Source organism: Tunturibacter gelidoferens (assembly GCF_040358255.1).
GTDB lineage: Bacteria > Acidobacteriota > Terriglobia > Terriglobales > Acidobacteriaceae > Edaphobacter > Edaphobacter gelidiferens.
The window spans coordinates 4,695,413-4,717,436 of sequence record NZ_CP132938.1; the positions used below are offsets into that span (position 1 = coordinate 4,695,413).

Consider the following 22,024-nt stretch of genomic DNA (forward strand, 5'->3'; position numbering starts at 1 on the left):
ACGGGAGGACTGGTCTACTGATCCAGCCAAGACCGGTATACAAGTCACGAAGTGACCGCCCTCCGCGCAGGAGGCTCGTCCGGCAGGACACACGCTTCTAATTGGCCAAACGATATCGAATCGTCTGATCCTCAAGAAAATACTCCGCCGAACAATCGGAACCTCCGCAGATCATCGCCTGTAGCCCCGCGCACTGTTGCTTCGTAATCAACCCCAGCGAGCCGCACGATGGACACGCAAGCACCGCCCAGTAAGGGTTATCCGCCTTACCCAGTTCGCCCGCCTGTTCCAGCAGAAACAACGTACCCGGCTGCATCTGCTCCGGGATCCACACGTCAAGTAGGTTCAATTCCGCTACCATGCTTGCCTCTTCTTCCAACGGTTGTCTGCAGGTTCATGACTCACGTTCTAGCGCCAATACCGATTTGTCAGGCTGCGGAAGAGACCTCCTGGATGGCTTTGTGCCTTATCGCCTTATGCACTACTTCTGGTGCAAAGCATAACGGATTTCCTGCCGCTGTCAATCCCGCGTTTTGCACAATCTTCAACTGGGGAGACGCATCGCTGGTTCTCTCTCAACGGGCCGCATAGAGCGCACGATAGATCTCGCGATTCCGCAGAATCGCCTGCACATACTCCCGTGTCTCGGTATAAGGGATCGACTCGACAAACTCGGCGATATCTTTATAGTCTCCGATCGCCATCCACTGCCGCACGGGTACGTCCCCCGCGTTGTAGGCTGCCAGCGCATACTCAGCCTGTCCGCCGAACCTGTCCATCACCTCCCGCAGATTCAGTGTTCCCAACTGCAGGTTCGTCGCAGGATTCAACAGCATATTGGCATCGAAGTGTTTAATCCCCTGCTTCTTCGCCGCGGACTTTCCCACCGAAGGCAGCAACTGCATCAGCCCCCAGGCATTGGCATGGCTTACAACTCCTGCATTGAACTCTGACTCCTGCCGAATCAGTGACGCCACAAGGAAAGGATCCAACCCATTCCTCTGCGAGTAAGCAGTCAGATCCACCCAGTAGGGCTGCGGAAACAGAAGCTTCCAATAGATCGTCGGAACCTGGTCCAGCGGCAGTGAAAAAAAGAAGATCCCACTGTGCTTCATCGATTGAATCGCCCGCGTCGTCTCCCCATACGACGAATAGATCTCAGCCTGGGCCAGCGCGCCCCATTCGCTCGATGTCGAACTCGCCTGGATCTCGGGCCCGATATATTCATTCAACGCCGCATTCGCCAGCAGCCTCGCCTTGATCAGATGAGGCTCGTTCTCCGGCAACTCCCCGGTCAGATCGGGAACTACAGGCACGTGCACCGCACTCAAAGCCGCAGCGGGAGCCACACTCGCCGCCTGCGTCTTCAGTACGTTCAACCGCTGCCTTGCCAGCCCGGCATAGTAGGAGTTGACGTAAGAGGCCGTCACCGCGCGATAGTAGTTCGCCGCCTGACCAAAGTCCTTCTCTTCATCCTCGTAGATTCGTCCGCGCCAGTAGAGAGCCCCGGGAATCTCAATCCCCCCGCCAAACATCTGGATCTGCTCCTCCATCAAGCGAGCAGCCTCGGCATAGTTATGCTGCCGATAGTTCATCCACGCAGCACGCCAGTGTGCCGAAGGCCCGTACACGCTCTTCGGAAACAGCTTCACCAGCAGCGCGTAGTGATAAGTCGCCTGTTGCGGGTCGTGCTTCAGCAGATACATATTTCCGCCTGAATAAAGTGCCTCCTCCAGCCACCGGCTCGTCGGAAAATCCCTGACCATCTGTGAAATCAACGCGTCATGCGCGGCCTGGTCGTTCTCCGTTCGCGACAGCTCCGCCAGCAGATACAGCTTCAGCGCCGCGCTATCGTCCCTGGTGTCCGGAAGCTTCTCCACCTCTCGCCGGCTGATCTTCTTCAACCTCATATCGCACGCCGCCGCATAGATCAACAGAGCATCATGATCTGCCGAGTTCAAACCCGAACCATCGTGCTCGATCGCGTGGTACTCCTCACCAGCCTCGGCGTATCGCTTGGCGTTGAACAGCTGGTCCCCGTGAATCTTCCGCTCCGCCGCGCTGGGAGGTGTATTCATCGCCTGCAACTGTGCCCGCGCCTGTGCCGCCTCAATGCTCAACGGAAACCCCACATAAATACTCTTGTAAATCACGGCAGCATGGGTCGTATCACCCGAGGTCTGGTAAGCCCGCGCCAGCGCATAGCGAAAATCTACATGCGACGCCTGCGCCGAATCTGCCAGCGGCACCAGAACCTTCAGTGCACCCTGCGGATCATTTTGCTGAAGATAAGCATTCGCCAGCAACACCGGCGCACTCGCATCGAAGATGCTCTCCGGATGTCGTTCCTCAAACCGATCCAGCAAACCGTACGCATCGGCTCCATGACCCGCCTGCACCGCGGCCTGTGCGCCAAGATAATCGGCGTAATCGTCCAGAGCCGTGCCGCTTGCATTCGCCTGCCGATAGCTGCGCACAGCATCGTCATAACGGTGATCCAGCAACTGAGCATGTCCAAGCGCCAGATAAGCCGCAGCCGCACCTTCTCCCGGATGCTGCCGCGCATACGCTTCCACTCCGTTATATGCTGCTACGGAGCGAGTCGCAGCCAACTGTTGCGCCATCGGACGAAGCTGCTCCGAAGCCTTGAACGCGCTCGTCAGGTGAATGGTTTGGGCCGTAGGCTTCCGCGAAACCACATGACTCTTCCGAGTCGTACTGCCCTTCTTCCCTTTCGCTTTACTGGAAGATCCGGCCTTTGACTTTCCGCTCGAACCCTTCGGCTTGGAGCCCGAAGACTTCCCTGCGCCTCCGGAAGGTGTCTCGGATTTGGACGGTGGCTTCTTAGTCTGCTTCGTCTGCGGCGTCGCCGGCTCAGTGCTCTGCGCCAGCCCCATTGCACAGCCCGCCCAGAACGGCACGCTCATCCCCATCAAAGAGGCGGCAACCACCGCCGACCAAACCTTACCCCTGATGGTCACCATCGTTCCCTTGTTTCTCCAACCCACATCTCCACTCTAAGCTGCGCCGCTCCAGCTCCGCAGCACCAATCGAGCACGAACCACCACAGATACTTCAGCCGATACCTCACCGGATCGTTCGTGAGAGGTGTTCCAGTTACCCTCAAGCCTCTTATCGGCCCAGCAACGTTCAATCAAAACCGCCCAAAAGTAACCAATTTCCAAATCGTTCTTCCACCCAGAGGGTAAACCTTTGTCCGCCTCAGCCGAATAGACAAATAGGAGAGAGCAAATATGCATATGCAGCGAACTCATAGTTAAATTTTGCTCCCACGATTACTTTCTCCAACCCCAAAAAGAGATCGAAGACCCGCCAGAGGAAACCTATGCGTCTGACACTGCTCATCTTTGCTTCCATTCTCGCTCTCGGGTTTTCCCCCCTGCTTGCTGATGCCATCCCCTACGCTATCGTAGGCCAGCTGGCTCCAGATCAGTCGTTTACAGCAACCAGCAACGGAAAAATTACCGCCTACTTCTATGCTTCCAGCGCCGCCAACGACGACAAGATCATTCTCTGGGACAAGACCTCAGGCGCAAAGACCACGCCCTCCCTCGACAACCACTCCTCCGCGGTTGGCTCCTCCGTCTCCCTCTCCCTCAAAGCCGGCGATTCCCTCGTCTTCATCCTCGACGACGTGACAACCGGTCAATACTTCAGCTCTGTCGACTACTTCGGCGTTGCCTCGCCAGCCAACTACAACGACGACGGCTACAACCACGCCTACTCCACCCTATACTCGGGCGGGTTCAGCGGAATCCCCGCCGGCACCTACATCGGGATGGAAGATCTTGGAGTCACCAGCCTCAAGCCGCTCACCGGCTCCGACCTCGACTACAACGATGACAACATCGTCATCACCAACGTCACCTCAACCCCGACCCCGGAGCCGAGCACCATCATCCTCTTCGGGACCGGTCTCGTCGGAGCAGCCAGCGCACTCCGTCGCAAGTTCGTGCGCGGCTAAACCCTGCGCCCTCAATGTTCGGCAGCACCGGAGAACATCTGCCTCCCAGGCCGTGTTCTCCGGTAACCGCTCTCCCGGCAGCAAAATCGCTCCATGCAAGCTCTCGCAAAATTCGTAACTTTGCTCTCTACCCCAGCGACATTTACTATGTTGTAGATGCTGAATCTCCGCGCTCCTTCCACCGGACGATTCGGTGTTGTTTTCCGCACCTTTTTACTCATGCCAGCCATCCAATCTCCAGCCACGGAAGAGGTACACCCCGACGTAGCGCTTGTAGCGCGCGCGAAAGAAGGGGATACCGCAGCATTTGAGCAACTGGTTCGTCAGTATGAGCGTCAGATCTTCCGGGTCGCGCAGCATATTACGCAAAACCGTGAAGACGCTGAAGACATCACGCAGGACGCATTTCTCAAGGCCTACGAGAAGCTGGACCAGTTCCAGGGAAACTCCAAGTTTTCGACTTGGCTCGTCCGCATCGCGGTCAATGAGAGCCTCATGCGGCTGCGCAAGCGCAAAACAAGCAAGACCGTCTCCATGGACGAAGACGTTCAGACTGAAGAAGGATCTATCCCTCGCGACTTCGCCGAGTGGCGGCCAAACCCCGAGCAGCAGTACAACCAGGCCGAGCTCGCCGACATCCTCCGCAAGACCATTCAGGGTCTCCCCCCGGGCTTTCGCACCGTCTTCACTCTTCGCGACGTTGAAAATCTCTCCACGGAAGAGACTGCGGAGGCACTCGGCTTGAGCGTCCCCGCGGTGAAATCCAGATTGTTGCGTGCGCGCCTTCAACTGCGTGAACGTCTCAGCCGATACTTCCGGCAGAAGCAGGAGGGCCAGCCAGCATGAACTGCACGGACCTATTGAGCCATCTTTCCGACTACTTCGACGACCAGCTCACCGCCGAGCTTCGCGAGGAGATCAGCGAACACACCGCTGGCTGCCAGCACTGCCGCGTCGTGCTCAACACCACCCACCAGACCATCGAGGTCTACAAGGGCAACGAGATCTACGAAGTCTCCCCCGGACTACGCGAACGCCTTCACTCCGCCATCATGGCGAAGTGCCTGGCCGTAAAGAAATAAACTAAGAGACCTTTAGAAGCTCTTCTTAGACGGAGCTTTTCTTCCAGCGCGGAAAAACTGATTGTCGTCTGCACGGAGTGTGAGCCCGCAGTTGCCGCAGCCGTATTGAACCAATGCTATGGCGCTCCTATGTTCTTTGAAGCTCTGTACCTTCCGCAACGAATCACTGGGCAGCGTTAGAGGGTTGCTCGGTCCTCCCACGAGATCCGTACACGAGCATTTCACCCAACCACCTGCGGCGTATTACGCAGATACGCTCAGCGCCGGGATAGCGGTTGCTTCTTGCCTGCCGGATCGAAGAGTGCGCCATGGGCTCACGTTAATCTTAGCGCCTATAGTCGATACGTTTTCGCAGTGCCACGAGCAATGGGATCCCGATCCCCAGTACGTACTCTATGCTGGCGGGCTCAGGTATCGGAGTGGCGGAGCCGATGATCTTGCCCTCCTTGTCACTCCAGGTTGCGATCAGCACTCTCGGCACTGTGTTGCCTTTTACCACTACGGATTCACGGATCGTATCCGTAGTGGCGATCCCATCGCCGCATGTAAATGTTGCCGTAAATGGGTTCTGGAACGACGAGGCGCAGGTTGGGTCCAGTGGCATGATTCCGAATAACGGGTTGCCAGAGGCTGGCAAATCGATCGTGACCTGTAGGTCGTACACCTTCGCCGTTACGCTGTTACAACATTTGAACGTGAAAGTCGCGGCGGGGTCGGTAATCGAATCCGCATGGGCTTCGGGGGCTGACGCAACACCGATGACTGCAAATAGTATTGCGATGATCGAGAGAGATTTTTGAGCTGAGACAGGGCACATGAGGTGACCCCTCCCGTGGGTGGGCCGCAATTGTATCACCAGTTGCAGGGTTCTAGTCGCGCGGAGACATCAAATCCGCCCTGCCACCCGCAACGCCCCAATCTCCGCATCCGTGAACACCCTCGACCGGATCAGAAATCTCACGCCTTCCCCATTCTCGAGAGAAAACATTCCCCCGCGCCCCGGCACCACATCCAGGATCAGCTGCGTGTGCTTCCAGTACTCAAACTGGCTCCCGCTCATATAAAACGGAGTCTCTCCCAGCGTAGCCAACAGCACATCGCCATCCCCCACCAGAAACTCTCCCCGCGGATAACACATGGGAGAGCTGCCGTCACAGCAACCTCCCGACTGATGAAACATCAGCTCCCCATGTTTGTCCGACAACCTGCCCATCAGCTCCTCAGCAGCAGGTGTCGTTACAACCTGTTCCGGCACATCCACCATCTCTGCCTCTAGAAAAATCCCATCGCATTCGGGCTATAGCTCACCAGCTGATTCTTCGTCTGCTGATAATGCTCCAGCATCATCTTGTGATTCTCGCGCCCAACGCCCGACTGTTTATACCCTCCAAACGCCGCATGAGCCGGATACAGGTGATAACAGTTCGTCCACACCCGTCCCGCCTCAATCGCTCGCCCGAAGTGGTAAGCCCGATTCATATCCCTTGTCCAAACGCCCGCGCCCAGCCCGTACAGAGTGTCGTTCGCCAGCGCCAGCGCCTCCTCCTCGTCGTGGAACGTGGTCACCGAAACCACCGGCCCGAAGATCTCCTCCTGGAAGATACGCATCTTGTTATTGCCTTTGAAGACGGTCGGTTCAATATAGAAGCCCTCAGCCAGATCGCCCGTCTGCGTGGCGCGCTTCCCGCCAATCAGAACCTCCGCGCCCTCCTGCTTGCCGATATCGAAGTAAGAAAGAATCTTCTCCATCTGCTCGCTCGAAGCCTGCGCTCCGATCATCGTCGTCTTATCGAGCGGATTCCCTTGCTTGATCGCACCCACGCGCTTCAGGGCACGCTCCATGAACTGGTCGTAGAGCGTGTCCTGAATCAGTGCACGTGAAGGGCAAGTACACACCTCGCCCTGATTCAATGCGAACATCGTGAAGCCTTCCAGCGCCTTGTCGAAGAACGCATCATCTGCGCTGGCGACATCCTTGAAGAAGATATTCGGGCTCTTCCCCCCTAGCTCGAGCGTCACCGGAATAATATTCTGCGACGCATACTGCATAATCAAACGCCCCGTCGTCGTCTCCCCGGTAAACGCAATCTTGTTGATGCGCTTGCTCGAAGCCAGCGGCTTACCTGCCTCCAGCCCAAACCCGTTGACGATATTCACCACACCGGGCGGCAGAATATCCTGAATCAACTCCATCAAAACCAGGATTGACATCGGCGTCTGTTCTGCCGGCTTCAGCACCACACAGTTCCCTGCCGCCAGCGCCGGCGCAAGCTTCCACGTCGCCATGAGGATCGGAAAGTTCCACGGAATAATCAGCCCGATCACACCCAACGGCTCATGGTAGTGATACGCAATAGTATCTTTATCGATCTCCGAGATCGATCCCTCCTGCGCCCGGATCACACCCGCAAAATAGCGGAAGTGATCAACCGCCAACGGCATATCCGCCGCCATCGTCTCACGAATCGGCTTCCCGTTATCCCACGTCTCCACAGTCGCCAGCATCTCGAGGTTGTCTTCAATCCGCTGCGCGATCTTCTCCAACATCCGCCCCCGCTCAGTCGTCGAAGTCTTCCCCCACGCCTTCTTCGCCGCATGCGCCGCATCGAGCGCCCGGTCCACATCGGCAGCATTCGAGCGCGCGATCTCACACAGCACCTGCCCAGTCACCGGCGTCACATTTTCAAAATATTGTCCCGACAGCGGTGCCACCCACTCCCCGCCAATGAAGTTCTCATACCGTTTCTTGATCGACACAGGAAACCCATAGGTCCCCGGCTGCAGCGCTGTCATCGTAGCCATAGCATCCACTCCCTCGAGATCGTTACCTACACCGCGCTCGAAATTGTAGTCCTCCACACCGAAATCTGTCACAGCCCTCAGCAAACAGTCGGAATCGCCTTTCCTCTCTCGCTGAACACATGAATAAACGCGTACTGCAGCAACATGATCGTCTTGCCGTCCGCAATCTCGCCCCTTTCGATCGCTGCCATTGCGTCCTCCATCGAAAGCTCCAAAACCTCAATATCTTCGCCCTCAACAAAGTTTCCGCCACCGACCGCCACCCTGTTCCCACTGTCATACTCGGCCAGAAAAAAGTAAAGCTTCTCAGTCACCGACCCCGGACTCATGAAAGCCTCAAATATCTTCCGAACATGCTCGACGCGATACCCGGTCTCCTCCACCACCTCCGCCTTGATCCGCTCCTCCGTACTAGCCTTATCCAGAAGCCCCGCCGCCGTCTCAATCAACAAGCCCGGATGCCCATTCACAAAAGCCGGAAACCGAAACTGCCTTGTCAGTACAACCGTGCGCTGCTCCAGGTTGTACAGCAGGATCGTTGCACCATTGCCCCGGTCATAGGTCTCCCTGCTCTGCTGCTGCCACGTTCCATCACTCCGTTGCAGTTCGAACGTAGTCTTCTTCAACACGTACCAGTCATCGGAAAGTGTCTCGATCTTCTTGATCCGGACACGGTCTTTCATGAAGGAAGTCTGCGCGAAATTAAACATGCCGAAACCATATCGTGCAGTTTCGTGCAAAGTCAAGTATTATCGTGAACAACGAAAATGCTAACCACTCATCGAAAACAGCAGATCCTCTCCATCCTCAAGCGCCAGGGCCAGGTCATCGCAAAAGAAGTAAGCGTCGCAATGGGGGTCTCAGAAGACACCATCCGCCGCGACCTTCGCGAAATGGCCCACGAAGGTCTCCTCCAACGCGTTCACGGCGGGGCTCTGCCTTCCTCCCCCGCCGTCGCAGATTTCCCCAGCCGCGAGCGAATCGCTCCCGAGGGCAAAGTGGCCATCGGTCGCGCAGCAGCAAAGATGATTCAGGCCGGACAAGTCGTAATCCTCGACGGCGGCACCACCGCCAGGCAAGTCGCACGGCACATCTCTCTCGACCTGAAAGCCACCATCGTCACGCACAGCCCCACCATTGCTCTGGAACTCATCGACCACCAGAACATCGAAGTCATCCTCATCGGCGGACGCCTGTTCCGCCACTCAGTCGTCGCCGTCGGATCCTCCGCAATCGAGGCCATCGCTCAAATCCACGCAGACACCTTCTTCATGGGAGTTACCGGCGTCCATCCGAAGACGGGCCTCACCACAGGCAACTACGAAGAAGCTGCGATCAAGCGAGCCCTGAGCCACGCTGCAGCAGAGACCTTCGTCCTAGCCTCCTCCGAAAAGCTCAACGCAGCCTCTCCCTACGTCGTCGTCCCCCTCTCGGAGATCAGCGGCATCATCACAGAACGCTCTGCGGAAAAAACTCTCTTACGCCCTTACGCAAAACTCGGAATCACCGTCACCCGGGCCTGAAAAGCCCCGGCCACCGGCGAGGCTCTTCCTCTATCCTCTCGCGACAACCCTGAAGTCGTCCGGCTCCTGGGCAAGCGGCGTATCCCATCCGCAGCAAGGAACAATATTCCTCCCTGCCTCTGGCGGACCCCACGTGTGGGGCTCGTAAACGTACACCGGCGTATCTTCTTTGAGAACAGGATCGACAATCCGCCAGGCCTCTTCAACGTAATCCTGTCGCGCAAATAGCGTAGCATCACCGGCAATCGCGTCCGTTAGCACCCGCTCGTACGCCTCCATCTCCTGCGGACTCGGATGACGGCTCGCAATCAACTCCACCGCCTCGCGCCCGCCCCCAAGCTCGTCCGCGACAGAGACCGACATCGCCACTGTCATCTCCGGACTAATGCGGAAGCGCATATAGTTCTGCGCCGTATTCGGCTCTGTGATGTTCGTGGTCGGTGGTTTGCGAAACCGCGCCATCACCTCCATGCATGTCACCGGAAGATTTTTTCCCGCACGGATGTAGAAAGGAACACCGTCCCATCTCCACGATTTAATCTCCAGCTTAAGACAAGCAAACGTCTCGACCTTCGAGTTCGGCGCAACACCCTTCTCATCCAGATAGCCGCGAAACTGTCCACGAACCAGATCTTTCGACTCGATCGGTGGAATGGCCTTAAGCACCTTCACCTTCTCATCACGCATCGACTCTGCATCCCCTCGCGCCGGACACTCCATCGCAAGGTTACACATCACCTGAAAGATATGGTTTTGAATCACATCGCGAATCGCGCCAGTCTGGTCGTAAAAAGCTCCCCGGCCCTGAACCCCAAAGTCCTCCGCCATCGTGATCTGAACGGTTTCAACATAGTCACGATTCCAGATTGGTTCCAGGAACGTATTCGAAAAGCGAAAGGACACCATGTTATGAACCGGCCCCTTCGCCAGGTAATGATCGATACGAAAGATCGACGACTCCGGAAACGCCGACAGCAAAATCCGGTTCAGTTCCTGTGCCGAAGCCAGATCATGCCCGAACGGCTTCTCCACAATCATCCGAGCGCCCTTGGCCGAGCCGGACTTCACCAACTGCTCGACCACCTCCTCGAACAAAGAAGGAGGAATCGCCAGATAATGAGCGGGATGTTCCGAAGAACCCAGCGCCTTCCGCACCGCGACAAACGTAGCCGGATCCACATAGTCGCCATCGACATACTGCAGCAGCGACTTCAGCTTCTCCCACGCTGCAGGATCGAGTCCGCCATGTTTCTCGAGACTATCCTGGGCACGCGCCTTGAACTGGTCAAGGTTCCAACCAGCCTTCGCCACACCAATCACCGGCACGTTGAGGGTGCCCCGCTTGACCATCGACTGAAGCGCAGGGAATATCTTCTTATAAGCAAGGTCGCCGGTCGCGCCAAAGAAGACCAGCGCATCGGAATGAGTTTGACTCACGAGTTTTCTCCTTCAAGTCCTAAGACTATTTTTCGTGCGGCTTCTCAAGATGGCCGCCAAAGGCGAAGCGCATCGCAGACAACAGCTTGTTCGAGAAGTCAGCCTCACCTCGCGAACTGAACCGCGTATAGAGCGCCGTCGTCAGCACAGGAGTTGGAACGCCTTCATCGATCGCAGCCTTGATCGTCCACCGTCCTTCACCCGAATCCGAGACCCTGCCGCCATACTTCGACAGCTCCGGATCTCCAATCAGCGCCGACGCGGTCAGATCCAGCAGCCACGATGCAATCACGCTTCCGCGGCGCCATACCTCGGCGACATCGGGCAGGTTGAAGTCGTACAGATAATGCTCCGGATCTCGCAACGGCGTCGTCTCAGCATCGATCTCCGCCGTGTGCTTGCCGATATCGGCCGCCTTCAGCACGCCCAGACCCTCAGCATAAGCCGCCATCATCCCGTACTCGATCCCGTTATGCACCATCTTGACGAAGTGACCGCCGCCCGTCTCCCCACAGTGCAGATACCCCAACTCCGCCGTCCCACCAACCTTCTCGCGCCCCGGAGTCTTGGGAATATCGCCAATCCCAGGAGCAATCGTCTTGAAGATTGGATCCAGATGCTCAACGACAGCCTTCGGTCCGCCAATCATCATGCAGTACCCGCGCTCGAGTCCCCATACGCCTCCGCTCGTGCCCACATCGACATAGCGAATTCCCTTAGGCTCAAGCTCCTTGGAACGGCGAATGTCGTCGACGTAATACGAATTCCCACCGTCGATCAGAATATCGTCCTTCTCCAGGTGAGGCACCAGTTCAGCGATCGTCTGATCCACAACTCCCGCAGGAATCATTAGCCAAATAGCGCGCGGCTTGGAAAGTTTGCTAACAAAGTCCTCAAGCGAAGATCCTCCCGTAACACCCTTCTCCTTCGCAAGGTCAGAGACAACCTGTTGCGACCTGTCAAAGACAATGCATTCATGCCCATTCTTCGCCAACCGTTTCACCATGTTGGCACCCATCCTGCCCAGGCCTATCATTCCAAGTTGCATTGAACGCTCCCTTTCCAAAGTTGCTGATTCACTGAACATCAAAAACGGCGCAGAGTCTTCTCGCGTCCGTTAGCCGCCGGGCTATTTGTTCTTCCTGTATCTCCGAATCAAATTCGTCGTGGAGGTATCATGCGAAAGCTCAGGCTCCGTCTTACTCTCCAGCTCTCCGATAATCTTCTGTGCCAGCACCTTGCCAAGCTCAACGCCCCATTGATCGAACGAGTCGATGCTCCAGATAGTACCTTGCGTGAACACCGCATGCTCGTACAGAGCAATCAATTTTCCCAACACCTCCGGAGTCAGGTGATCCGCAAGGATCGTATTCGACGGACGATTGCCCTCGAACACCCGATGCGGAACCAGCCAATCGGGCGTACCCTCCGCCTTCACCTGCTCCGCCGTCTTGCCGAACGCCAGCGCTTCAGCCTGCGCAAACACATTCGCCATCAGCATGTCATGATGCTGCCCCAGCGGATTGAGGGTCTTATAAAAGCCAATAAAGTCGCAAGGAATCAGCCGTGTCCCCTGGTGGATCAGTTGATAAAACGAGTGCTGTCCATTCGTGCCAGGCTCGCCCCAATAGATCGGTCCAGTCTCGGTCGCAACATGCGTTCCATCGAGCGTCACATGTTTGCCGTTGCTCTCCATCGTCAACTGCTGCAGATACGCCGGAAACCGCTTCAGGTACTGCTCATACGGCAGAACAGCAACCGTCTGCGCGTCGAAGAAATCCGTATACCAGACCGTCAGCAGACCCATTAGAACGGGCAGATTGCTAGCAAACGGCGCGGTGCGAAAGTGCTCATCCATCTGATGAAAACCATCCAGCATCGAGCGAAAGTTATCCGGCCCAATCGCCAGCATCGTCGACAGCCCGATCGCCGAATCCATGGAATAGCGTCCACCCACCCAATCCCAGAACTCGAACATATTCGCCGTATCAATCCCGAACTTCGCAACTTCCTTAGCGTTCGTCGAGATAGCCACGAAGTGCTTCGCCACAGCCTTCTCATCGCCACCCAATCCAGCAAGGGACCAGTCCCGTGCCGAGTGCGCATTCGTCATCGTCTCCAGCGTCGTAAACGTCTTCGAAGCGACGAGAAACAACGTCTCATCCGCATTGAGATCCTGCACCGCCTCAGCAAAGTCTGTGCCATCCACATTCGAGACGAAGCGGAAGGTGATATCGCGCTGGCTATAGTGCTTCAGTGCTTCATACGCCATCACCGGCCCAAGATCCGAGCCGCCAATCCCGATATTGATGACATTCTTAATCCGCTTTCCTGTGTGTCCCTTCCACGCTCCACTGCGGACACGCTCCGCGAAGGCGGCCATCTTGTCCAACACAGCATGGACCGCCGGCACAACGTCTTCACCATCAACCAGGATCTTCTCACCCTTCGGCGCGCGCAAAGCAACATGCAGCACAGCCCGATTCTCGGTGATATTGATCTTCTCTCCGCTGAACATCGCGTCGATCCGCGTTCGTAACCCCGACTCCTCCGCCAGCTGAACTAGAAGTTTCAGCGTCTCGTCCGTAATCCGATTCTTCGAGTAGTCGAGAAAGATCCCAGCAGCTTCAAGGGTGAACCGCTCCCCGCGCGCCGGATCATCCGCAAACAGCTGGCGTAGCGTCGTGTCGTAGATCTGCTGATAGTGCGCACCCAGCGCCTTCCATGCCGAACGCTCGCCGAGCGGCGTCAATTTCGTAGTCATCTACATACTCCTTGCATCTCTGTTTGTTCCGCCAAACCAGACTACTATCCATTCCTGTTACAAGTAACGTGTAGAAGGACTAAGCCGAAAAAACTCGGAACATTTCTCCAAAATTAACGAAAATACTTCAGTACGCAAGTTCGCATCACTCCCGCTCCCCGTGGTTCGCTCTCCCTGCAATAGATGACGAAAAGGCGAATAGATATTCCTGAAAATGCCGAGCCCGTTCCATCGTCTATGAGAAGACTGGCCGCATAAAAGTTACCACTTTATGAAGATGATCAGTTAAGGCTCTTTTTCGCATTCAGCCGTCGCAAATCAGTTACGTGCTGTCTCTTCAAATACCAACCTCGGTACGAATCGCCGCAGCGATGGTATCGGCATGATGCCGCATGAGCGGCTCTGATTCAGCCTCGATCATCACCCGCGCCAAAGCCTCCGTGCCACTGTAACGAATCACAACTCGGCCCGAGTCAGCAAGTTCCACCTCGGCAGCGCGAATCGCAGCAGCCACATTCGGAATCCCTTCGAGCGGTCTCTTCTCGCGCACCTTAACATTCACAATCACCTGCGGAAACACCTTCAGATCTGCCACTAGTTCCGCCAAAGACTTCCCGCTCCGGTGGACAACATCCAGCAGCAGCAACGCCGTCAGCAGTCCATCCCCCGTCGTGCTGCGTCCGCTGAAGATAATGTGGCCGGACTGTTCTCCACCCAGGGCAGCGCCCGTGGCAATCATCTGCTCAAGAACGTACTTGTCCCCGACAGCAGCGCGAAGCATCTCGATTCCGCTACGTTTCAGCGCCGCCTCAAGCCCCATGTTGGACATCGTCGTCGCAACCACCGTCGAGTTAGTCAAAAGCCCGCGACGCTGCAAATCGCGTGCCGCCAGTAGAAGGACAGCATCCCCATTCACAACGCGACCATGCTCATCGGCAAAGAGCGCACGGTCGGCATCGCCATCGAACGTAATCCCCATCGACGCCTTGCAACGCTTCACCTGTTCGGCAACGATCTCTGGATGCAATGCCCCGCAGGCCTCATTGATATTTCTCCCGTCGGGACTGGCATGAGTGATCAAAACCTCTCCGCCCAGATCCGAAAACAGCTGTGGTGCAACCGACGAAGCAGCTCCATTGGCGCAGTCGATCACGATCCGCTTCCCATCCAACGAAAGCTCAGGAACGGACGCCAGCAGAAAGCGAACATACTCTGCGCGGTCGGCCTCATTTACAGCAGGCGGCACGGTACTTTGCGGCGCAGTCGTCGGTGCAGCAAGTTGACGGAAGATCTCCTCTTCGATCGCAAGCTCAACGGCATCCGGAAGCTTATAACCATCTGGCCCAAAGAGTTTAATGCCGTTGTCCTGCCACGGATTGTGTGAGGCCGAGATGACGACGCCGGTAGCGAAGCCATGAGTATGCGTGAGAAACGCAACCGCCGGCGTTGTGATCACACCAGCGCTTTCAACAGAAGCTCCGCCCGCATCGAGCCCGGCCGTTAAGGTTGCGGCAATCCATTCGCTGGATTCGCGAGTATCCATTCCGAGTAAAACTCGCGGCGTCAGAGTCTTCGCACCAAGAATATGTGCGAGTGCAAGTCCGATGGCGTATACCGTGGTCCCATCAAGTGGTGACTGCCCTGCGACAGCGCGAATGCCGTCGGTTCCAAAGAGCTTCTTCATGACTTGCTGGTCTCCATTATGTGTGCGTCTTCCATATGAGTCTGACTTATTTCGGCCTCGAGCGTCCCCTGCGCAAGCCGCGCGCGTATCGTCTGTCCAACCGCGGCATCTGCGGAGGAACGCAGCAACGTACCGTCTGCAGCGCCGCCTTGCAGATAAACGAGAGCATAGCCACGCGATAAGACTGCGAGTGGCGACAACGCGTCGAGCCTCGCTGAAGTCATTTCGAGACGTGTATGCCGACTCGCAACCGTCTGAACCGCGGCGCGCTGCAACCGCACCGCCACAGCCTGCAAACGATGATCCGTCGCGGCAATGCGAATAGAAATATCCTGGCGCCGGAGACGATCACTCATCGAATTCAGCCGTTGGATCGGAACGCGAAGGCGCCCTTGCGCTGCCGCCTCAAGACGTAGCCGAAGCTCGTCGAGCCGTTGATCCCTGCGGTTGACGGCATCTCGCAATCGATTCAAAACCGTCTCTGCAGAGAGTCGTGCGTAGCGCTGTCGCGCGTGCATCAAGTGAAATCTCCCAGCACGTTGCACTCTCGCACTCAACGCAGCCACGCGCTCCTCAATGCGATGCTGCGCCGCCGTAATCAGTTCAGCAGCAGCTGACGGCGTCGCCGCGCGAAGATCCGCGACAAAATCGGCGATCGTGAAGTCCGTCTCGTGGCCAATTGCAGAGACGACAGGCAGTCCGGACGCGGCGATCGTACGGGCCAGCGCCTCATCGTTGAAGCCGGCGAGATCTTCCATCGACCCGCCGCCTCTTGCAACCACGATGACATCGACCAGCGAAGCATTTTTGTTGAACCACCGAATGCCTACAGCGACAGACTCCGGACTGGACCCACCTTGCATCGTAGCGGGATACACCAGCAGATTGAGCCGCGCATGACGACGGCGAACAACAGTAACGATGTCGCGGATCACTGCGCCGGAGAGTGATGTGACGATGCCAACGCACTTCGGGAACGATGGCAACTGTCGCTTACGAGACGCGTCGAAGAGCCCCTCAGCAAGCAGTCGCGCCTTAAGCTGCTCGAACGCAAGCTGCAACGCCCCAGCGCCGCGAGGTTCCATCGTCTCCGCGATAAGCTGTAACTGCCCGCGGCTCTCATACACAGAGATGCGGCCACGAACCAGAACGGAAAGCCCATCCGCAGGCCGAAAGCGTAACAAACCCGCCTGACGGCGAAACAGCACAACCGGCAACTGGGCCTCGCCATCCTTCAACGTGAAGTAGATGTGCCCCGAGGGGGCTGGCCGGCAGTTGGAGATCTCACCTTCGACCCAGAGGTCGGTATAGGTCATCTCGATCTGTTGTCTAACGTTCGTCACAAGGGAGCGAACGCTCCAGATGCGACGCTCAGTCACCGGTTCCCTCATGCCCGGCACACTTCGAGGCGGGGGTTTTATCGCAATCTCGCTGGACCCTTCACTGCGAGGGACTGAATCAACAGAAGCAGCAACCGCGATCGCGGCCTCTTCCTCAAAGAATGAAAAAAAATCCGTTTGAAGCAGCAGGTCCGGCGACGGAATTGCCAGAGCCTTCGATGGTGACCGCCTTTCAGTCCGGACCTTCCCTCGCCGCGCTCGAAGGCTGGCCAGTGTCGGCGGATTGTCTTCCCTTTCGGACATCTTGCCTGAGTCTAGCATCGCGACGCGGCTAATCGGACGGTCAGCGGCGCAGCCGTCCCACAACCCAAAGAATCACGCTCAGAAGAACACTGATCAGAATCGAAGTCGCGATTGGAAACGAAACCGACCATCCCCGGCCACGCCAGCTGAGGTCCCCAGGGAGGCGTCCAAGAGGCAGATTCAGGCGATTCAGCCCGAGAATGATCCCCCCGGCCAAAGCCAGCAGCAACCCGAGGATGAGGAGAGTACGGCCCAGCTCAGGCATGCCGCATCACTCGCTAAGCAGTCGCCAGCAGCACGGCAGCCTCACGTAGAAGCTCCGAGGGCTGACACGGTTTTGTAAGTATGCCTACAGGCCTCGACCAGGTACGCGCCTGTTCACGCACGTTTTTCAGATTGGAATAAAAACCGGTCAGCATAAGGATGCGACACGCGGGCAGCTCCCGCGTCACATCATTTACCAGCGAAAGTCCATCTCGTCCGGGCATCGACACGTCGCATAACAACAGGTTAGGCACAAACTCGCGAGAACACTCTAACCCTTGATCAGCGGAGTAAGCGGCCTTCGCCTTGAAACCACTCTTCTCAAAGATAAGAGTCAGCGTGTCGGCCACCAGACGGTCATCATCAACCACCAGAACTCGATTCATCGGTGCCCTCCGTGCGAATCGTTTGGGGTGTGCACGTCAACACATGCCTGATGGGTTAAGACTAGGCTTCAAAACACATATTTGTCGAATCAAAATTCAATGATTTCGTTCTAAAGATTTAGACTCCACTCTCCAGACAAGGTCACGCAGCAGGCTGTGCAAAAGAAAGTTTGCGAACAACGAGCTGCGATTCCATCCGCAGAGAATCGCAACTGCAGTCTCTGGTAAGGTTTACGACAGAACGCTGACTCCGACTGGATTAAGGATCACAATTTGCAAGTCGCCGCATTCATCGCCGGTATACTCTTTTGCCTGGGAGTCGCCCTCGACGCCTTCCAGACCATCATCCTTCCCCGCCGCCCCACCGGACGATTTCGCATCACCCGCATCTTCTTCATCGCCACCTGGGTTCCCTGGGTCCTGATGGCCGATCGCGTCACCGATAAAAAACTCCGCGGGCAGATCTACAGCATCTACGGCCCCCTCTCCCTTCTCCTGCTTCTCCTCCTCTGGGCGATTCTTCTCATCTTCGGCTTCGGATTGTTTTACTTCTCCCTGGGCTCCCCGTTCGGCGACGCGATGATGATCCACACCAACAGCGCTTGGGCACAATTCGACACAGATCTGTACGTCAGCGGCACAACCCTCTTCACCCTTGGCCTGGGAGACGTCGTCCCACACAGCCTGCTCGCACGAGCCTTCATCATCTTTGAATCAGGCGTAGGCCTCGGCTTCGTCGCCCTCGTCATCGGCTACCTTCCCGTTTTGTATCAGTCTTTCTCCCGGCGGGAAATCAACGTGGCCCTTCTCGACGCGCGCGCCGGCTCCCCGCCCAACGCAGCCGAGCTCCTCCGCCGCCACGCCTTCGAAGGAAGCGAAGAAGCCCTCATCGACCTCTTGGAGGAGTGGGAGCGTTGGTCGGCCGAGATCCTCGAATCCCACATCTCCTACCCACTTCTTTGTTACTACCGTTCCCAGCACGACACCCAAAGCTGGCTCGCCGCCCTCGTCTCCATCCTGGACACCTGCGCGCTCCTCATCTCAGTCATCGAAGGCGCCCACTCCCGCCAGGCTCAACTCACCTTCGTCATGTCCCGCCACGCCCTCATCGACATCGGCGAAGTCTTCGAAGTCCTCGAACGAAAAGACGGCAAACCCCGCACCGACCCTGACCGCCTCCCCTCCAAAGACTTCTACCATCTCTGTGAGGCGCTAGGCGAAAATCAACTCCGACTCTGTGGCGATCCCGCCGCTGCAAAACGTCTCCACACCATCCGTGCGCTCTACGAGCCGGCCGCCCACGGCCTGTCCGATTACCTGCGCCTCCCGCTCCCGGTCTGGGTCGCGCCTCCAAAAGTCAACGACCAGTGGAGCATCCTAACCAGAATGCGAACCGACGCCGCCACAGCCTTGAAGTCCGCAGGCGATCGCACACCCTTCTTTCACGACGAAGACCACGGCTAATCTTCTTCCCCACACGCAGATTCGGGATGCCAAGGCTGAAACCCCGGCATCCCGAACTCACTCCCAAATTACATCCAAGAACTACTGTCCAGCAGGACCCGTCGGCGCAGGATTCAGCTTCTGAGCAGCCAGCGACCCCGCAGCACCCTTCGCATCTTTATCCTTCAGCTGCGCGTAGATCTTCTTCGCCAATTCCGGCTTCCCCTGTGCTTCATACAACTCCGCCAGCTGCAGTTGCGCCAGCCCCGAAGGCACCGTGGTCGTCGGCTTGGCAGTCAGCTCGTTATAAATATCTACAGCTTGAGAATCCCGCCCCGTTTGGCGGTAAAGCTGCGCCAGCGAAAGCTTCGCGAGCGCCGCAAGATCCCCATTCCAACCACTTGCCACCTGCTTCAGCGTGCTCTCCGCCGGACCGTTTTGGCCCTCTTCCATATACGTCAGGCCGCCGAAGTAGCGAGCCACCCTTCCATCCGGAGTCATACCGTACTTGTCCGCAACGCCCATAAAAAGGTCATTGGCCGCCTTGGCACGCTCGGTCGGTGACGCATACGTCTTCACACCCGCAGGCACCTGCTGCCCAGGCGCTGCGAGCGGTGTCTGATAAGCCTGCATAGCTGCGCCGAAGGCGACCGAAGCCTGATTCGCGCGGCTGTTATAGATCAGAAATCCACCCACCACGATCAGAATCGCCACAAGCACAATAGCGCTGGTAGCAATCACGGAGCGGCGGTTTTCACTGGCCCATTCGAGGCCATGCTGAGTCGTATCGACGAACTGGTCATGCTTGAGAGCTTGTTTGGTCTGCTGGTCCACTTTGTCTTGTTCTTCCTTTTTTGCTCGTCGCGGTTTGCCGCTTTGAGAGAACTTGTCGCGCGAAGTCACAGCGCAGAACTTTAAGTCTACCAGCGCAGGGAACCGGAATGTGGCCTAAACCCCAATCTCAGGTCGGCCATCATGCCAAACCCTCCCAGGATCAGCGAATCGCCGACAAAATCTTCCAAAATCCAGCACCCCCACAACCAAGGGTTGACAGCCCAACGGTAGAAGCGAAGACTTGTACCCGAAGGAAATCGCGCCAACCCATGAAGACCATAGCCGTCGAAACCGCCATCGCAACCCCACCCACAACCAACAAACACCTCATCCGCTGGGTCGAAAAGATGGCCGACCTCTGCCAGCCCGACCGCATCCACTGGATCGACGGCTCCCAGGCCGAGTACGACTTCCTCTGCAGCCAGCTCGTCCACGCCGGAACCTTCACCAAGCTCAACGAAAAGCTCTGGCCCGGCTGCTTCCTCGCCCGCTCCGCTCCCAACGACGTCGCCCGCGTCGAAGACCGCACCTTTATCTGCTCGCTCTCCAAAGACACCGCCGGCCCCACCAACAACTGGGAAGACCCCTTCGTCATGCGCAAGAAGCTAAAGGCCCTCTTCAAAGGGGCCATGCGCGGCCGCACCATGTACGTCCTGCCCTACTCCATGGGCCCCATCGGCTCGCCCATGTCGCAGATCGGCGTCCAGCTCACCGACTCCGCCTACGCCGTGGTCAACATGCGCATCATGGCCCGCATCGGCGCACCCGTCTTCGCCGAGATCGACAAGGACGAAAAGCGCGTTGTCCCCTGCATGCACACAGTCGGCGCACCCCTCGCCCCCGGCCAGCAGGACGTCCCCTGGCCCTGCAACGACGAAAAATACATCGTCCACTTCCCCGAAACCCGCGAGATCTGGTCCTACGGCTCCGGCTACGGCGGCAACGCACTCCTCGGCAAAAAATGCTTCGCCCTCCGCATCGCCTCCAACATCGCCCGTGACGAAGGCTGGATGGCCGAGCACATGTTGATCGTCGGCGTCGAGTCCCCCAAACGCCCCGACGGCACCACGGAAAAAACCTACGTAGCCGCAGCCTTCCCCTCGGCCTGCGGCAAAACCAACTTCGCCATGATGATCCCCCCCGCCGGCTTCGAGGGCTGGAAGGTCTGGACCGTCGGCGACGACATCGCCTGGATCAAACCCGACGCCACCGGTCAGCTCCGCGCCATCAATCCCGAGGCCGGATTCTTCGGCGTAGCCCCCGGCACCAGCGCCAAAACCAACCCCAACGCCATGGCCACCCTCGCCAAAAACACCATCTTCACCAACGTAGCCCTCACCCCCGAGGGCGGCGTCTGGTGGGAGGGCATGACCGACACCCCACCCGCCGAACTCATCGACTGGCGCGGCAACCGCTGGACCCCGGCCATCTCCAAGGAGACCGGCCAACCCGCCGCCCACCCCAACGGCCGCTTCACCGCCCCCGCAGCCCAGTGCCCCACCATCGACCCCGACTGGGAGAACCCCAACGGCGTCCCCATCTCCGCCTTCATCTTCGGCGGCCGTCGCCCCACCACCATGCCGCTCGTCTATCAGGCCTTCAACTGGTCTGCAGGCGTCTACATCGGCGCGACTATGGGCTCAGAGACCACCGCAGCAGCCGGCGGCGCCATCGGCAAGGTCCGCCGCGACCCCATGGCCATGCTTCCCTTCTGCGGCTACCACATGGGCGACTACTTCCGTCACTGGCTCAAGATGCAGCGCAACCTCTCCGCCACGCCCCGCGTCTTCCACGTCAACTGGTTCCGCAAAGCACCCGACGGCAGCTTCCTATGGCCCGGCTACAGCGAAAACATGCGCGTCCTCAAGTGGATCATCGACCGTGTTCGCGGCCGCGCTCAGGGCAAAGAGACCCCCATCGGCTGGACCCCTCACTTCGACGACATGAACTGGAAGGGCATCGACTTCCCGCGTGAAACCTTCGACATCCTCCAAACGGTCGACCGCGCGCAATGGAAACAAGAGGTCATGGGCCACGAAGAGCTCTTCCTCGCCCTCCACGATCATCTCCCCCCCGAGATGATCTACGAGCGCGAACTCCTGATCTGCAGACTTTAGGAGCGGCCGATACGGTATTTTTTTCTGCGTGGTGGCCAAGCGTTTTTGCAGGGGTTTTTG

The 22,024-nt window shown here is 57.6% G+C and carries 20 protein-coding genes; 6 read left to right on the plus strand and 14 right to left on the minus strand.

The features are described from left to right. Window positions 1-97: 97 nt before the first annotated feature. Together RBB81_RS20270 and RBB81_RS20275 are read right to left on the minus strand one after the other, a co-directional pair. Complete coding sequence (locus RBB81_RS20270) at window positions 98-361, minus strand: hypothetical protein (protein ID WP_183787614.1); 264 nt, start codon at window positions 359-361, stop codon at window positions 98-100. A 214-nt stretch (window positions 362-575) separates the two neighbouring features. Continuing rightward, the gene (locus RBB81_RS20275) at window positions 576-2,984 is read right to left on the minus strand and encodes a transglycosylase SLT domain-containing protein (RefSeq protein ID WP_353071885.1); all 2,409 of its coding nucleotides are present in this window, start codon (window positions 2,982-2,984) and stop codon (window positions 576-578) included. Window positions 2,985-3,346: 362 nt separating this feature from the next. Here RBB81_RS20275 and RBB81_RS20280 point away from each other — a divergent pair, with 362 nt between their 5' ends. The 3 genes from RBB81_RS20280 (at window position 3,347) to RBB81_RS20290 (ending at window position 5,067) form a co-directional block, all read left to right on the plus strand. Beyond that, on the plus strand, window positions 3,347-3,985 hold the full coding sequence (locus tag RBB81_RS20280; RefSeq protein WP_353071886.1) for a PEP-CTERM sorting domain-containing protein: 639 nt from the start codon (window positions 3,347-3,349) through the stop codon (window positions 3,983-3,985). A 219-nt stretch (window positions 3,986-4,204) separates the two neighbouring features. Beyond that, window positions 4,205-4,831, plus strand: a complete 627-nt coding sequence (locus tag RBB81_RS20285; protein WP_353073957.1) for an RNA polymerase sigma factor — start codon at window positions 4,205-4,207, stop codon at window positions 4,829-4,831. Further along, on the plus strand, window positions 4,828-5,067 hold the full coding sequence (locus RBB81_RS20290; protein ID WP_183787611.1) for an anti-sigma factor family protein: 240 nt from the start codon (window positions 4,828-4,830) through the stop codon (window positions 5,065-5,067). The genes RBB81_RS20285 and RBB81_RS20290 overlap by 4 nt, the downstream gene beginning before the upstream one ends. A 325-nt stretch (window positions 5,068-5,392) precedes the next feature. On the opposite strand, the gene RBB81_RS20295 is transcribed toward RBB81_RS20290, so the two are convergent. From RBB81_RS20295 to RBB81_RS20310, 4 genes are all read right to left on the minus strand, one after another. Then, the gene (locus RBB81_RS20295) at window positions 5,393-5,884 is read right to left on the minus strand and encodes a hypothetical protein (protein ID WP_353071887.1); all 492 of its coding nucleotides are present in this window, start codon (window positions 5,882-5,884) and stop codon (window positions 5,393-5,395) included. Window positions 5,885-5,953: 69 nt separating this feature from the next. Then, window positions 5,954-6,331: a DUF779 domain-containing protein gene (locus RBB81_RS20300; protein ID WP_179585028.1), complete on the minus strand. Its 378-nt coding sequence runs from the start codon at window positions 6,329-6,331 to the stop codon at window positions 5,954-5,956. Between the two features lie 8 nt (window positions 6,332-6,339). Beyond that, window positions 6,340-7,869, minus strand: a complete 1,530-nt coding sequence (gene adh / locus RBB81_RS20305) for an aldehyde dehydrogenase (RefSeq protein ID WP_353071888.1) — start codon at window positions 7,867-7,869, stop codon at window positions 6,340-6,342. Window positions 7,870-7,946: 77 nt separating this feature from the next. Next, a complete protein-coding gene (locus RBB81_RS20310) occupies window positions 7,947-8,552 on the minus strand; it encodes an NUDIX domain-containing protein (protein ID WP_353071889.1) in 606 nt (201 codons plus the stop codon). An 84-nt stretch (window positions 8,553-8,636) separates the two neighbouring features. Between RBB81_RS20310 and RBB81_RS20315 the strand changes: the two genes are divergently transcribed. Next, window positions 8,637-9,392, plus strand: coding sequence for a DeoR/GlpR family DNA-binding transcription regulator (locus tag RBB81_RS20315; RefSeq protein ID WP_353071890.1), 756 nt, complete (start codon window positions 8,637-8,639; stop codon window positions 9,390-9,392). Between the two features lie 30 nt (window positions 9,393-9,422). Here the strand turns inward: RBB81_RS20315 and zwf are convergent, their stop codons facing one another. The 7 genes from zwf to RBB81_RS20350 all read right to left on the minus strand — a co-directional run bounded on the left by zwf (window position 9,423) and on the right by RBB81_RS20350 (window position 17,570). Next, window positions 9,423-10,829, minus strand: coding sequence for a glucose-6-phosphate dehydrogenase (gene zwf / locus RBB81_RS20320; RefSeq protein ID WP_179585032.1), 1,407 nt, complete (start codon window positions 10,827-10,829; stop codon window positions 9,423-9,425). Between the two features lie 25 nt (window positions 10,830-10,854). Then, entirely contained in the window at window positions 10,855-11,877 is a 1,023-nt protein-coding gene (gnd, locus tag RBB81_RS20325) for a phosphogluconate dehydrogenase (NAD(+)-dependent, decarboxylating) (protein ID WP_353071891.1), read from the minus strand. A gap of 81 nt (window positions 11,878-11,958) precedes the next feature. Continuing rightward, window positions 11,959-13,593, minus strand: a complete 1,635-nt coding sequence (gene pgi, locus RBB81_RS20330) for a glucose-6-phosphate isomerase (RefSeq protein WP_353071892.1) — start codon at window positions 13,591-13,593, stop codon at window positions 11,959-11,961. Window positions 13,594-13,930: 337 nt separating this feature from the next. Further along, entirely contained in the window at window positions 13,931-15,277 is a 1,347-nt protein-coding gene (gene glmM / locus RBB81_RS20335; protein WP_353071893.1) for a phosphoglucosamine mutase, read from the minus strand. Next, a complete protein-coding gene (xseA, locus tag RBB81_RS20340) occupies window positions 15,274-16,656 on the minus strand; it encodes an exodeoxyribonuclease VII large subunit (protein WP_353071894.1) in 1,383 nt (460 codons plus the stop codon). Before xseA ends, glmM begins: the two co-directional genes overlap by 4 nt. Before the next feature lie 304 nt (window positions 16,657-16,960). Then, the gene (locus RBB81_RS20345; protein ID WP_353071895.1) at window positions 16,961-17,185 is read right to left on the minus strand and encodes a DUF2905 domain-containing protein; all 225 of its coding nucleotides are present in this window, start codon (window positions 17,183-17,185) and stop codon (window positions 16,961-16,963) included. Between the two features lie 13 nt (window positions 17,186-17,198). Then, window positions 17,199-17,570, minus strand: a complete 372-nt coding sequence (locus RBB81_RS20350; protein WP_179585042.1) for a response regulator — start codon at window positions 17,568-17,570, stop codon at window positions 17,199-17,201. A 273-nt stretch (window positions 17,571-17,843) separates the two neighbouring features. On the opposite strand from RBB81_RS20350, the gene RBB81_RS20355 reads away from it, so the two are divergent. After that, the gene (locus RBB81_RS20355; RefSeq protein ID WP_353071896.1) at window positions 17,844-19,034 is read left to right on the plus strand and encodes a potassium channel family protein; all 1,191 of its coding nucleotides are present in this window, start codon (window positions 17,844-17,846) and stop codon (window positions 19,032-19,034) included. Between the two features lie 81 nt (window positions 19,035-19,115). On the opposite strand, the gene RBB81_RS20360 is transcribed toward RBB81_RS20355, so the two are convergent. After that, on the minus strand, window positions 19,116-19,847 hold the full coding sequence (locus RBB81_RS20360) for a tetratricopeptide repeat protein (RefSeq protein WP_353071897.1): 732 nt from the start codon (window positions 19,845-19,847) through the stop codon (window positions 19,116-19,118). Window positions 19,848-20,116: 269 nt separating this feature from the next. Here RBB81_RS20360 and RBB81_RS20365 point away from each other — a divergent pair, with 269 nt between their 5' ends. After that, window positions 20,117-21,964 (plus strand): phosphoenolpyruvate carboxykinase (GTP), encoded by a 1,848-nt coding sequence (locus RBB81_RS20365; RefSeq protein WP_353071898.1) that lies wholly within the window; start codon window positions 20,117-20,119, stop codon window positions 21,962-21,964. Window positions 21,965-22,024: the final 60 nt, after the last annotated feature.